This window comes from Streptomyces sp. HUAS CB01 (genome assembly GCF_030406905.1).
In the GTDB taxonomy this organism is placed as follows: Bacteria; Actinomycetota; Actinomycetes; order Streptomycetales; family Streptomycetaceae; genus Streptomyces; species Streptomyces chengbuensis.
In genome coordinates, this window is sequence record NZ_CP129137.1 from 3,453,457 (window position 1) to 3,465,925 (window position 12,469).

General features: G+C 73.8%; 12 protein-coding genes. 6 read left to right on the forward strand and 6 right to left on the reverse strand.

Annotated elements, in window-relative coordinates; translation table 11 throughout:
- Window positions 1-169 precede the first annotated feature (169 nt).
- A complete protein-coding gene (locus tag QRN89_RS15190) occupies window positions 170-1,006 on the reverse strand; it encodes an ATP-grasp domain-containing protein (protein ID WP_290349935.1) in 837 nt (278 codons plus the stop codon).
- Window positions 1,007-1,361: 355 nt separating this feature from the next.
- Between QRN89_RS15190 and QRN89_RS15195 the strand changes: the two genes are divergently transcribed.
- Window positions 1,362-2,057, forward strand: a complete 696-nt coding sequence (locus QRN89_RS15195; protein ID WP_290349936.1) for a hypothetical protein — start codon at window positions 1,362-1,364, stop codon at window positions 2,055-2,057.
- Between the two features lie 58 nt (window positions 2,058-2,115).
- Here the strand turns inward: QRN89_RS15195 and afsK are convergent, their stop codons facing one another.
- Entirely contained in the window at window positions 2,116-4,506 is a 2,391-nt protein-coding gene (afsK, locus tag QRN89_RS15200) for a protein serine/threonine kinase AfsK (protein WP_290349937.1), read from the reverse strand.
- Window positions 4,507-4,803: 297 nt separating this feature from the next.
- Window positions 4,804-5,745, reverse strand: coding sequence for an AfsK-binding protein KbpA (gene kbpA, locus QRN89_RS15205; protein WP_290349938.1), 942 nt, complete (start codon window positions 5,743-5,745; stop codon window positions 4,804-4,806).
- Between the two features lie 272 nt (window positions 5,746-6,017).
- On the opposite strand from kbpA, the gene QRN89_RS15210 reads away from it, so the two are divergent.
- Window positions 6,018-6,665 carry a TetR family transcriptional regulator gene (locus QRN89_RS15210; protein WP_290349939.1) on the forward strand — a complete coding sequence of 216 codons (648 nt, stop codon included), beginning with the start codon at window positions 6,018-6,020 and terminating at the stop codon, window positions 6,663-6,665.
- Window positions 6,666-6,977: 312 nt separating this feature from the next.
- On the opposite strand, the gene QRN89_RS15215 is transcribed toward QRN89_RS15210, so the two are convergent.
- The 3 genes from QRN89_RS15215 to QRN89_RS15225 form a co-directional block, all read right to left on the reverse strand.
- On the reverse strand, window positions 6,978-7,466 hold the full coding sequence (locus QRN89_RS15215; RefSeq protein ID WP_290349940.1) for a nitroreductase family deazaflavin-dependent oxidoreductase: 489 nt from the start codon (window positions 7,464-7,466) through the stop codon (window positions 6,978-6,980).
- Window positions 7,466-8,761 carry an acyl-CoA dehydrogenase family protein gene (locus tag QRN89_RS15220; protein ID WP_290349941.1) on the reverse strand — a complete coding sequence of 432 codons (1,296 nt, stop codon included), beginning with the start codon at window positions 8,759-8,761 and terminating at the stop codon, window positions 7,466-7,468. Before QRN89_RS15220 ends, QRN89_RS15215 begins: the two co-directional genes overlap by 1 nt.
- Window positions 8,762-8,888: 127 nt before the next feature.
- A complete protein-coding gene (locus QRN89_RS15225; RefSeq protein ID WP_290349942.1) occupies window positions 8,889-9,260 on the reverse strand; it encodes an iron chaperone in 372 nt (123 codons plus the stop codon).
- A gap of 48 nt (window positions 9,261-9,308) precedes the next feature.
- Here QRN89_RS15225 and QRN89_RS15230 point away from each other — a divergent pair, with 48 nt between their 5' ends.
- From QRN89_RS15230 to QRN89_RS15245, 4 genes are all read left to right on the forward strand, one after another.
- Window positions 9,309-10,484, forward strand: coding sequence for a thiolase C-terminal domain-containing protein (locus QRN89_RS15230; protein WP_290349943.1), 1,176 nt, complete (start codon window positions 9,309-9,311; stop codon window positions 10,482-10,484).
- Window positions 10,485-10,754: 270 nt separating this feature from the next.
- The gene (locus QRN89_RS15235) at window positions 10,755-11,183 is read left to right on the forward strand and encodes a pyridoxamine 5'-phosphate oxidase family protein (protein ID WP_290349944.1); all 429 of its coding nucleotides are present in this window, start codon (window positions 10,755-10,757) and stop codon (window positions 11,181-11,183) included.
- 10 nt (window positions 11,184-11,193) lie between these two features.
- On the forward strand, window positions 11,194-11,883 hold the full coding sequence (locus QRN89_RS15240; protein WP_290349945.1) for a pyridoxine/pyridoxamine 5'-phosphate oxidase: 690 nt from the start codon (window positions 11,194-11,196) through the stop codon (window positions 11,881-11,883).
- Window positions 11,874-12,215 (forward strand): hypothetical protein, encoded by a 342-nt coding sequence (locus QRN89_RS15245; protein ID WP_290349946.1) that lies wholly within the window; start codon window positions 11,874-11,876, stop codon window positions 12,213-12,215. Before QRN89_RS15240 ends, QRN89_RS15245 begins: the two co-directional genes overlap by 10 nt.
- Window positions 12,216-12,469: the final 254 nt, after the last annotated feature.

A 12,469-nucleotide genomic window follows, 5' to 3' on the forward strand; every position in this document is an offset into this window, starting at 1 on the left:
CTCCGCGTTCCGGCGATGCGGTGCCCCGGTTCTCCGGGCCCCCGATCCGATACGCCATGAGCCCCGAAGGCGACGGACGAAATCAAACAACCTTCGGTTCCCATGGCGATCCCAGCCGCGACCTCGCCGTCCGCTCTACCGGCGGCGCACACCTTCGTGGGCAGAGCGCCTACCCCGGGGGCGTCGTGTCCAGGAAGCGGTGGAGCGAGGTGGTCATGGCGGTGACGAAGGCGTCGCGGGTCGGCTCGTCGAGGAGGTCGAGGGAGAGGTAGGGGTTGAGGTCCTCCAGTTCGACGAGGAGGAGGTCGCCGTCGCGGGTGCGGCAGGCGTCGACGCGCTGGATTCCGTGGTCGAGGGTGTTCCAGTCGATGAAGCGCCGGGCGAAGGCGAGGTCGGCGTCGGTGGGCTCGTAGGGTTCGAGGACCCAGCGTCGTTCGGGGTCGGGGGCGTGGAGCGCGTACTGGAAGGTGTCGTCGACGTAGTAGAACGACACCTCGTAGCGGAAGTCGATGCGCGGCTGGACGAGGATGTCGCCGTGGTCGAGGCCGGTGAGCCGGTCGTGGGGCAGGAACCGGAGTCCTATGGAGTCCGCTCCGTCGCGGGGCTTGACGGCGTACAGGTCGGTCTCGGGCAGCCGGTGGAGGTCCTCGGGCCGGTCGACGGTGGGGATGACGGGGTGCCCGGTCCGGGTGAGGTCGAGCAGGTACTGCTTGCCCGCCATGTCGCCGCGGCCGGTGAGCGGGTTGTAGACGCGGGTGCCGTGCGCGGTGGCCCGGGCGCGGAAGGCGTCGTGGGCTTCGCGGTAGTGGAGTACGGGGCCGCTGTTGCGGACGACGACGGCGTCGAAGGCGTCCATGAGGGCGGCGGCGTCGAGGGGGTGGCAGAGGGCGAGGTCGAAGTCGGCGCGGAGCCGGGAGGTGAGGTGGATGTCCTCGTCGCCGTAGCGCCGTCCGCGGGCCGGATAGGCGAGGTCGGTGACGTACAGGAGGCTGGGGCGGGCGGGCACGGGCTTCTCCTCGGTGGGGCGGGCACCAATGTAGCGGCGGGGTGCGGTGCGGCGGGCGGTGGCCGGTGGGGCGGTCCGGGTGGCCGGTGGGGCGGTCCGGGTGGCCGGTGGGGCGGTCCGGGTGGCCGGTGGTGAGTGCGGCGGGCGGGGCGGTCCGGGTGGCCGGTGGTGCGGTCCGGGTGGCCGGTGGTGAGTGCGGGACGCCCGGTCGGCCGTATGGAGGGCGAGGGGCCGCGCGGTGGCGGTGCCCGTGGCGGGCCTGTCCCCGGTCGGGGCGGGCCGGTGCGGGGCCGGTTCAAGGGTCGCGGTCGGGGTACCACGGGCGTAGCGTCGTGCTGCGGAGAGGAGGCCGGCCATGGTCCGTAACGTCTTCGGGTCGGTGCTGGCTCTCGCCGGAGCGGCGGCTGCGGTGTGCGGCCCGTTCCGTGCCTGGTACGGCGGTCGTCCGGGCGTCGACTACCGGGTGCAGGATCTGTTCGGCGGTATCACGGACGCGCAGACGGAGCTCGTGTCGTCGTTGGTGCTGCCGTATGCGTTCGCCGCGTTGGTGACGTTGCTCGGGGTGGTGTTGCGGTCGCGGTTGCTGGTGGCGCTGGCGGGGCTGGTGGTTCTCGGTTTCACGGTGCTGTGGATGGTGCGCCAGGGTCAGGCGGCGGGGTATCTGTCGGTGGGCGGCGATCTGCCGGGGCTGGGTGAGGGGGTCGCGGCGGCGTTGGGCGGCGGTTTCCTGCTGCTGCTGGGCGCGGTGGTGATGCGGGGGCGTGCGCCTCGGGTCGTGGGGTTCGACGAGCCGGGCTGGGACGGTCCGCCGGAGGAGCCCGTCGCGTATCCGCCGGGGGATGCGGCTGCGTATCCGCCGGGTGGTCCGGCCGGGTATCCGCCGGAGGAGGGGGGCCCGTACGCGTGGGCTCCGGGTCCGAACGACACGCAGCGGCTGCCGGTGTATCCGCCTCCTCCGCCGTACGGGTCGGGGCCGCGTCAGCCGCGGCCGGATCCGTACGGTGCGGGTCCGGAGCGGGATCCGTTCCGTGACGAGGGGCGTGGGCCGTAGTTCCGGTGTTCTGCCCGGCGACCCCGCCGGACCCGCCGGCCGGGGTGGTCGGCGGGTGTTACCGGGGTGCGGTGGTGCGGCCGGTGGCGGTTCCCTTGGCGGCGTCGAGGGCGTAGACGCAGCGGTCCTTGGAGCAGGCGTAGACGACGCCGTTGCGGGCGACGGGTGAGCCGGTGATCTCGCCGCCGGTGGCGAGTTTCCAGCGGAGCTGTCCGCCGGCCGCGTCGAGGGTGTAGAGGACGTGGTCGGCGGAGCCGAAGTGGATGCGGCCGTCGGCGACGACGGGGCTGCCGGTGACGTCGCCGCCGGCGGCGAAGCGCCATTTGGGGGTGCCGGTGACGGCGTCGAGGGTGTAGAGGGCGCTGCCGCTGCCGACGTGGATGCTGCCGTCGGCGACGAGGACGGGTTCGACGGACTGGCGGGCCTCGGTGGCGATGCGCCAGCGGTCCTTTCCGGTGGTGGCGTCGAGGGCGTAGACGGTGCCGAGGTAGTCGGCGAGGTAGATTCCGCCGCCGGTGACGGCGGGGCCGGGGGCGAAGACGGGTGGGGCGAGGAAGACGGCGGGGGCTTCGAAGTGCCAGCGCACGTGTCCGGTGATGGTGTCGACGCAGAGGACGCGGGTGCCGGCGGCGATGTAGGTGCAGCCGTCGGGGGCCTGGGTGACGCGTACGGGTGCGCCGCCGCACGAGGCGGAGTCGCCGACGGGGTAGGACCAGCGTTCGTTGCCGGTGCGGGCGTCGAGGGCCTGGAGGCGGGCGTTGCGCCAGACGTGGACGGTGTCGTCGCAGAGTGCGGGGCCGGCTTCGGGGGTTTCGAAGTCGGTCTGGGCGCCGGTGATCTCCCAGAGTTTTTCGCCGTTGGAGGCTTCCCAGCCCTGTACGCCGCCGCCGCGGGTGGCGGTGACGACGGTGCCTCGGGCGGCTTGGAGGGAGTAGACCCAGGCGTCGGTCTGGGTGCGCCATCGTTCGCCGCCGTCGTGGGCGTCGAGGGCGTAGAGGGTGGGTCCGTCGGAGGCGTGGATGCGTCCGGCGGTGACGGTCATGGCCCAGGCGACGTCGCGGGTCTTGAACTGGCGGCGGCCGCTGGCGACGTCGAGGGCGTGGACCTCGAAGGAGGTGACGTAGAGGAGGTCGCCGTCGACGACGGGGGTGCCCCAGACGTCGTTGGACATGCGGAAGCGCCAGGGGCGCCAGCGTGCGGGGCCGGTGTCCGGGGGTGTGGTGGGTGCGGGTACGGGCGGGGCGGCGGTCATGGCGTTGGTGGCGGCTTCGCCGCCGGGCGGGCGGACCCAGCCGGTGGCCGGGCCGGCGTCCACGGCGACGGCGCGGGCGTCGGCGGCGGCGCGGGGTCCGGGGCCGATGGGGACCTTGGCGCCGGGCAGCTGCACGGGGGCCGGGTCGGGGCCGGGGCCGGGTGGGGCGTGCTGGGGGCGGACGGGTCCGGTGTTGCGGGGGTCGGGTCCGGCGGGGTGCTGCTGGGCGGCGGCGGGGGCGTGTTCGGGCCTGGGGGGTGTGGGGGGACGGGGCCGGCCGGCGGGTGCGCCGGTGCCGGGCAGTCGTCCGCCGCGTCGGTCCTCGATGAGGGAGACGGCGCGGCCGGGCAGCCAGGCGGAGGCGGTGCCGCTGTCGTCGCCGCCGGAGGAGAAGAGGTGGGGTGCGAGTTGCGCCTGGAGGTCCTCGGGGCTGGGCCGGAGTGCGGCGTCCATCTGCATGCAGGACTCGATGAGGGGGCGCAGTTCGTCGGGGAGTCCGGCGAGGTCGGGGCCTTCGCGCAGGAGCATGAAGACGGTTTCGACGGGGTTGGCGCCGTGGAAGGGTGCGTGGCCGGTGGCGGCGAAGACGAGGGTGGAGCCGAGGGAGAAGACGTCGCTGGCGCCGGTGACGCTGCGGGAGTCGCGGGCTTGTTCGGGCGACATGTAGGCGGGGGTGCCGACGGCGACGTTGGTCATGGTGAGGCGGGTGTTGGAGACGCCTGACGCGATGCCGAAGTCGATCACGCGGGGGCCGTCCTCGACGACGAGGACGTTGGACGGCTTGAGGTCGCGGTGGACGAGGCCGGCGCCGTGGATGGACTGGAGGGCCTCGGCGATTCCGGCTGCCAGCCAGCGGACGGCCTGGGCGGGCAGGGGCCCGCACTCGTTCACGATCTCCTCGAGGGAGGGGGCGGGGACGTAGGCGGTGGCGAGCCAGGGCACGGCGGCGCGTGGGTCGGCGTCCACGACGGCCGCGGTGTAGAAGCCGGACACCGCTCGTGCCGCTTCGACCTCGCGGGTGAAGCGGACGCGGAACAGTTGGTCTTCGGCGAGCTCGGTGCGCACCGTTTTGATCGCCACGCGCCGGCCGGACGCCGACCGTGCGAGATAGACCAGCCCCATGCCGCCGGCTCCGAGCCGTCCCAGCACCTCGAAGGGGCCGATCCGCCTCGGGTCGTGCTGCGTCAGCTGCTCCACTTCGCTTGCCACCTCCCCGTAGGGGCCATGTAGGTACGGCCCCGTCGCCACCTGATTGTTCCTGCCGGGGGGCACGGTTGCGAACCCGGGGCGGTATCGGGGTGTCTCGGGCTATTTTGCCGGGCTGCCGGGGGGTGGCGGGCGGCTTCGGCGGGTTCGGGGGGGGCAGTGGGCGGGGCGGCCGGGGGTGTCGGTCTGGCGTTCGGTGGTGGAGTCGGCCGGGTGTTCGATGGTGGGGCGGGCTGGGGTGCCGCCGGGGCGGTCGGGGCGCGGTTCGGCCGGGCCGGGGTCGCGGGGTTACGTCGCGGGACCGGGTTGCCGTTCGGGTTGCCGTTCGGGTTGCCGTTCGGCCTGCTGTTCGCGTGGGCCTCGGGGCGCTCGCCCTGTCCGCTCCGACGCCTGTTCGGACGTCTGTTCGGACTGAGCCGCGGGCCCCGATGCCGGCCCGGATGCGGGCCGGGGTTCGGCCAGGACCGCGAAGGCCGCGCCCTGGTCGTCGGTGAGGACGGCCATACGTCCGTAGGGGATGTCGAAGGGCGGCGTGGTGACGCGGGCGCCGAGCCGGGTGGCGAGCTCCACGGTGGCGTCGGTGTCGTCGACGGAGAAGTAGACGAGGAAGTGGCCGGGCATCTCCACCGGGAAGGCGTCGGTGATGACGCTGCGGGCGCCGACGGCGGTGTCCTCGCCGGGCTCGGTCCCGGCGGGCGACCACATCAGGTAGTCGACGGTGTCGTCGGGCAGCGGGGTGCCCTGGAAGCCGAACACTTCCCGGTAGAAGGGGTCGACGGCGTCCTTGTCCCGTGTGTAGACCTCGGTCCAGCAGAACGATCCGGGCTTGCCCTGAAGCGCGAAGCCGTCACGTTCGCCCTTCTGCCAGAGGCCGAAGACGGCGCCCGCGGGGTCGGCGGCGAGGACGACGGTGCCGAGGCCGTCGACGGGCGTGGGGGTGGTGATCACCTGGCCGCCGGCGTCCCTGATCGTGCGGGCGGTGGCGGCGGCGTCGTCGGTGGCGAAGTAGACGCCCCAGGTGGTGGGCATGCGGCCGTCGCTCTTGGAGGCGAGGGCGGCGACGGGTTTCCCGTCCCGCAGGGCGTCGGTGTAGTGCGGGTAGGGGCCGCGATCAGCGCTTTTCTCGCGGTACGTCCAGCCGAACAGTTCGCCGTAGAAGCGCTTGCCCGCTTCGAGGTCGGGCAGCTGGGCGTCCACCCAGCAGGGCATGCCCTCGGTGAATGCGGCCATGGTCCGGCCCCTTCGTCGGCGCGGGCCCGCGGGGGCGGGTTCCGGGTGCGGATTCCGCGGCGCGGAGCCCTCTCCGCGGGATGTGACGTCACTCACAGTCAATCGGACTGTGACATGCGCCGCACGCAGAGGGGGGCCGTTCGTTGAGTTGTCCACCGAAATTATCCACAGGCTGTTGATAACACTGTTGCCCCACCCGGGGGACGGTGCGGGAGCACCCCATTTGCAGTCGGCCGAATCGCGCGCCGATCACCCCTCGGTAAGCTGACGGCATGACAGGACAAGTACGCACTGTCGACGGCCGGGTCGCCGGCCGTCGCGGACAGGCGACGCGGCAGAAGCTGCTCGACTGTCTCAGCGAGATGCTCAGCTCCTCGCCGTACCGGGACGTCAAGGTCATCGATGTGGCCCGGAAAGCGGGGACCTCGCCCGCGACCTTCTACCAGTACTTCCCGGACGTCGAGGGCGCGGTCCTCGAGCTCGCGGAGGAAATGGCCACGGAGGGCGCGGCATTGACGGAACTGGTCGCGGGCCGCTCCTGGGTCGGCAAGTCGGCCTGGCAGACCGCCGAGCAACTCGTCGAGGGATTCCTCGACTTCTGGCGCAAGCACGACGCGATCCTCCGCGTGGTCGACCTCGGCGCGGCCGAGGGCGACAAGCGGTTCTACAAGATCCGCATGAAGATCCTGAACTCGGTCACCAACTCCCTCGCGGACGCGGTGAAGGAGCTCCAGTCCAAGGGCAAGGTCGACAAGGACGTCAGCCCGATGGCGGTGTCGGGTTCGCTGGTCGCCATGCTGGCGTCGGTGGCCTCGCACCAGAAGGGCTTCCAGACCTGGGGCGTCAAGCAGGCCGAACTGAAGCCCAACCTGGCGCTGTTGGTGCACCTGGGCATCACGGGCAGGAAGCCGACGAAGTAGCGGACGGGCCGCGATGACGGGCGCGCTCGCGCCAAGTCCTGTCACAGGCACGCCCGTTCGCCACCGCCGGTGCCCGACGCCGTCGTTCCTTCACGCGCCGTGCCTTCCACGCGCCGTGCCTTCCACGCGCCGTGCCTTCACGCGCCGTACCCTCCGCGTCGCGTGCATCGCCCTCACGACGTCCCTCCGTTCGCGCCTTCACCCCACGGCCTTCCGCGCCGGGACCTCCGCCACGGCCCTCCGCGCCGTGCCGGTCACTCTGCGGGCTTCCGGATCCACCGGGCCGTTCGCCGCGCGTCTGCCCCGCCGCCGTCAGTCCCCGTCGGGGTTCCGCCGCGTCAGCCGGAACAGCCGGATCTCCCGCTCCACCCTCGCCTGGTACGTCGCGTACGGCGGCCAGAAGGCGAGTGCCGCGTCCCAGGCCGCCGCGCGTTCCTCACCGGTCAGCAGTTCCGCCCGTACCGGCACGTCCCCGCCCCGCCAGCTGATCTCCGCCTCCGGGTGCGCGAGGAGATTTCCCGTCCAGGCCGGATGGCCGGGCCTGCCGAAGTTGGAGCCGACGAGGATCCAGGTGCCGGTGGCCTCCTCCGGCATGCACGCGAGCGGCGTACGGCGCGGAAGCCCGCTCCTCGCGCCGCGCGCGGTCAGCACGAGCCCCGGCAGCATCCGGGCGCTGAGCAGCACCTTCCCCCGGGTGAGCCGATGGACGGCCCGGTCCAGGGCGGGGATGACGTGCGGGGCGAGGCGCGCGAAGACGCGGGTCGAGGAGATCTTCTGGACCGTGCGGATCCCGGTGCGCATCAGACGCCCGCCGCCTCTCGTCCGGCGTGCCCCGGTCCCGCCCCGGCCCGGCGTAGGGAGCCGTCGGCGGGGGCCGGGACCGAGACGGGGAGGGGGGCGGCGGCGGGGGGAGCCGGGGCGAACAGGTCCCCCGTCTCCGCCGCCCGTGCGCGAAGCCGGTGGACGGGGCCGAAGAGCAGTTCGTCGGAGGCGGCCCGCTTGAAGTACAGATGGGCCTCGTGCTCCCAGGTGAAGCCGATTCCGCCGTGCAGCTGGATCGCCTCACCGGCGACGGTCCGCAGCGCCTCCAGGCACTGGGCGAGGGCGAGCGCGCCCTCGCGCGGGTCCCAGGCGGCGTAGTACGCGGCGGACCGGGCCGCCTGGACGCGTACGTACAGGTCGGCGAGGCGGTGCTTGACCGCCTGGAAGGAGCCGACGGGCCGGCCGAACTGCCGCCGGTCCTTGACATGCTCCACGGTGCGGTCGAGCGCGGCCTGGGCCGCGCCGACGGCCTCGGCGGCGAGCAGCGCCCCGGCGGTGCGGCCGGTGGCGGCGAGTGCGGCGGGCACGTCCGCGTCGGGGTCGTCGCCGAGCAGTTCGGCCCGGGTGTCGCGGAGCTGGACGCGGGCCTGCGGCCGGGTCTCGTCGAGCGCGGTCCACCGGGTGCGGCGCAGGCCGTCGGCGTCCTGACCGCGGACGAGGAAGAGGAGGGCGCGGCCGCGGGTGAAACCGCCGGTGTGCGCGGCGACGAGGAGGAGCCCGGCGCTGTGCCCGTCCAGGACCTGCGCGGCCTCCCCGTAGAGCCGCCATCCGCCGTGGCCGTCGGGCCGGGCCTGGATGCCGCCGGCACGGCCGCCGCCGGCCCAGGTGCCGTCCGGGTCGCCGCCGGTGAGCGCGAGGGCGGTGGCGAGGGCGGTGCCGGGTACGCAGACGGCGGCGGTCAGCGAGCCGTCGGCGATGCCCGGCAGGAGCGCGGCACGCTGGCGTTCGGTACCGAGCGCGGTGATCAGTGGGGCGGCGAGGCCGGAGGTCGCGAACAGCGGCAGCGGTACGAGTGCGCGGCCGGTCTCCTCGAGGGCGAGGGCGAGCTCCGTGGTTCCGCAGCCGACGCCGCCGTACTTCTCCTCCAGGGCCAGTCCGGGCAGCCCGAGTCCGCCGGCCAGCCGCGACCACAGGGCGGGGTCGTAACCCGGCCCGGCCCCGGCGGCGGGCGCGCTGCCGTCCCGTCCCGGCGGCCCCGGCGGCACGCCTTTCGCGAACGCGGCGCGCAAGGTGCGTCGGATCTCGGACTGCTCCGCGGTGAAGGCGGCGTCCATCGGGGCTCCCCTCGACGTCTGACGGGCCGTCATGTTAGGGGTGGGGGGCGCAGATGCCCAGAGCGGGGCGTACGGGGTGAGGGCCGGGCGCGGGGGTGCCGCGTGCCGGCCGCCCGCAGCGCCCGGCTCAGCAGATCCCGCCGGGCGCCGCCGCGACCGCCTTCAGCAGGTCCCGCACGAGGTCGAAGTCGATCCCCTCGGTGCGGCGGAAGCGCAGGCACCCCTTGCCCATGTCCTGGTCCGCGAGCCGCGCCTCGAAGGCGTCCCGGACGTCGGGGCGCATCAGATAGAAGGAGACGTACTGCTTCTGGTCGGCGAAGGCGATCTCGGGTTCCCCGCCCGGCCTGCGGTACGCGGGCATCCCGTACGCCATGACCTCCTCGTGGTCGCCCAGCTCGGTCAGGCACAGTTCGCGGATGCGCACGAGGGCGGTCGACCGGTCGGGATCGGCGACCTCCGCGAGGTAGCCGTCGACGTCTTCCGCAGCGGATCGGGCCATGCCCCGAGGGTACCGCCGACCCCCTGCATCTGATGTACCGTCAGATACATGCCTCGGAGTCAGCGCCATCCCCGCAAGGTCGCCGTCGTCGGCATATCCCTCTCGGACTGCGGTCGCGTCGACGGCCCCACCCCGTACGCCCTGCACGCCCAGGCCGCCCGTCGTGCCCTCGCCGACTCGGGTCTCGGCCGGGACGTCGTCGACGGCCTGGCCTCGGCCGGGCTGGGCACCCTCGCCCCCGCCGAGGTCGCCGAGTACCTGGGACTCCGGCCGCGCTGGGTGGACTCGACCGCCGTCGGCGGCGCCACCTGGGAGGTCATGGCCGCTCATGCCGCCGACGCCGTCGCCGCCGGCCACGCGAACGCGGTACTCCTCGTCTACGGTTCGACGGCCCGCGCCGACATCCGCGCGGGCCGGCGCACCTCCGACCTCTCCTTCGGCGCACGCGGGCCGCTGCAGTTCGAGGTGCCGTACGGGCACACGCTGATCGCCAAGTACGCCATGGCGGCCCGGCGTCACATGCACGAGTACGGTACGACGGAGGAGCAGCTGGCCGAGGTCGCCGTCCAGGCGCGGGCGAACGCCTCCCACAACCCGGACGCGATGTTCCGCGACCCGATCACCGTGGACGACGTGCTGTCCGGGCCGGTCATCGCCGATCCGTTCACCAAGCTGCACTGCTGCATCCGCAGTGACGGCGGCTGTGCGGTGCTGCTCGCGGCGGAGGAGTACGTGCCGGACACCGCCAAGGCACCGGTGTGGGTCCTCGGCACCGGTGAGCACGTGTCCCACACCACGATGTCGGAGTGGGACGACTTCACGGTCTCCCCGGCCGCGGTCAGCGGGCGGCTGGCGTTCGAACGGGCCGGCGTGCGCCCGGGGGACATCGACATCGCCGAGGTCTACGACGCCTTCACCTACATGACGCTCGTGACGCTGGAGGACCTGGGTTTCTGCGCGAAGGGAGAAGGCGGGGAGTTCGTCGGGAAGGGCAGGCTGGGCCTGAAGGGGGAACTGCCGGTGAACACCGACGGCGGTGGGCTGTCCGCCTGCCATCCGGGCATGCGCGGCCTGTTCCTGCTGGTCGAGGCGGTGCGCCAACTGCGCGGGGAGGCCGGGGGGCACCAGGTGCGGCGGGCCGACGGCAGCGTCCCGGAGCTGGCCGTGGCCTCGGGCACCGGCGGCTGGTTCTGCTCCTCGGGGACCGTGGTGCTGGGCCGCTGAACCACACCGGCCAGGGCGGCGCGGGGGCCCGGAGCCCGGTGCACGAGAGGGTCCCGGAGGCCGGTGCACGAGAAGGTCCCGCAGCCCGGTGCACCAGCGCCCCGAAGCCCCGGACTCCCCAGCCCCGCGGTGCCGCAGCACGGCTTCCCCGGCCCCGGGCGCGTGGCCGGTTCCCGCGCGTCCAGGGCCGGTGCGGGCGGGGGTTCGGGCACAGTGGGAGAGGCGGTCCACTCGCCCGCAGACCGTTCACGAGCCCGTAAGGAGACTCCGGTGGCCCTCAGTCGCGAAGAGCGTGAGCAGTTCCTGGCAGAGCCGCATGTCGCGGCGATCGCGATCGACTCAGGTGAGAAGGACCGGGCGCCTCTGACCGTGCCGATCTGGTACCAGTACGAGCCCGGCGGTGACGTCTGGATCCTGACGGGCCGTGACTCCCGCAAGCACCGGCTGATCGGCGCCGCGGGACGGTTCTCGCTGATGGTCGACCGGCTGGACCCCACGGTCCGGTACGTGCAGGTCGAAGGGCCCGTCACGGCGACGGAGCCCGGCACCGAGGCGGCGCTGCGTGAGCTCGCCGCCCGCTATCTGCCGGCGGACAAGGTCGACGGCTATGTCGAGTTCGCCCTGAAGGACCACGGGGAGACCGTCGTGCTCCGGATGCGGCCGCAGCGGTGGCTGTCGTCCGACCTGGGGCGGGTGTGATGATCGGGGCATGACGCACGAGCCCGGCGGCGACGGCACCGCCCGAGAGTTCCGTGAGCTGCTCAGGTCGCTGAAGGTCTGGGACACGGACCTGCCGCGCTTCGACCCGGACGGCGCCCCCGCGGAGCCGCTGCCGCTGTTCCACCGATGGTTCGTGGAGGCCGCGGCCGCCGGTCAGCCCGAGCCGCACACCATGACCCTCGCCACCGTGGACCAGGACGCCCGTCCCGACCTGCGGACGCTGGTGCTGCACGACGCGGACGCCGACGGCTGGCACTTCGCCACCCACGCGACCAGCGCCAAGGGCCGCCAGCTCGCGTCCCGCCCGGAGGCCGCGCTCGGCTTCTACTGGCCCGTGCACGGCCGGCAGGTACGCGTCCGCGGCCGGGTCGTGTCGGGCACCCCTGAGGAGGCGTACGCCGATCTGCACGCCCGGTCCACCGGCGCGCTGGCGGCGGCGCTCGTCGGCCGGCAGAGCGAGGTGCTGGGCTCGCAGGAGGAGTTGCGACGGGCGAGCGCGGCCGCGTGGGAGCGCGCGGAGGCCGATCCGGAGGCGTCGGTGGAGACCTGGACGGTGTACGTGCTCGTCCCGTCCGTGGTGGAGTTCTTCCAGGGGGACGCCCGCCGCCGGCACGTCCGGCTGCGCTACCGGCGCGAGGGCGAAGCGGACGCGTGGGTGCGGGAGCTGCTGTGGCCGTAGCGGGGACGGGCCGGGAGGTGGACGCGGCCGCGCCGGTGCGGGACCTCCGCGACGTGCGGGTGCGGGGCGAGGAGCGGGAGCACGGTCCGACCCCGCTCACCGAGGACGAGGAGCGGCGGGCCCGCGCGGTCCTCTTCCCCGAACCGGGGAACGCCGTCGCCGACCGTGGCTGGGCGCGCTTCCCGGCGTACACGCCGGAGGGGCGGCGGCGGTTGGTCGACGTGGCGGCCGGGCTCAGCGCCCACTGGGGCCGGCAGGTGCTCGTCGTACCGGAGGACCAGTGCGCGCTGCGGCTCGTGCTCGAGGGCGCGGAGACACCTCCACTGCCCTGACGGACACCCCGCCGTGAGACGGACGCCGTCTCGCGTCGGCGTCGGAGCGGCTCTCGCCGGGCTCCCCCGCGAGGCGTCGAGTCCCGCCCGTCGGCCGGGTGTTCGTCCGACGCATGCCGACCCCCGACGGCAAATCGGTGGTTTCCGTTCTCAACCCGGGGAACCATTCGTGGCGCCGTCCCCTACTCCTGCGGTCGGACCGATCTCGGGCCCGGCGAGGGATTCCCCCAACTGCGGCCTGCGAAAGGGTGGGT

Coding starts and splice junctions, on each gene's coding strand:
- QRN89_RS15210 (WP_290349939.1), top strand. CDS start 6,018: ATGACAGGACAAGTACGCACTGTCGACGGCCGGGTCGCCGGCCGTCGC.
- QRN89_RS15230 (WP_290349943.1), top strand. CDS start 9,309: ATGCCTCGGAGTCAGCGCCATCCCCGCAAGGTCGCCGTCGTCGGCATA.
- QRN89_RS15225 (WP_290349942.1), bottom strand. CDS start 9,260: ATGGCCCGATCCGCTGCGGAAGACGTCGACGGCTACCTCGCGGAGGTC.
- QRN89_RS15195 (WP_290349936.1), top strand. CDS start 1,362: ATGGTCCGTAACGTCTTCGGGTCGGTGCTGGCTCTCGCCGGAGCGGCG.
- QRN89_RS15215 (WP_290349940.1), bottom strand. CDS start 7,466: ATGCGCACCGGGATCCGCACGGTCCAGAAGATCTCCTCGACCCGCGTC.
- QRN89_RS15220 (WP_290349941.1), bottom strand. CDS start 8,761: ATGGACGCCGCCTTCACCGCGGAGCAGTCCGAGATCCGACGCACCTTG.
- kbpA (WP_290349938.1), bottom strand. CDS start 5,745: ATGGCCGCATTCACCGAGGGCATGCCCTGCTGGGTGGACGCCCAGCTG.
- QRN89_RS15240 (WP_290349945.1), top strand. CDS start 11,194: ATGACGCACGAGCCCGGCGGCGACGGCACCGCCCGAGAGTTCCGTGAG.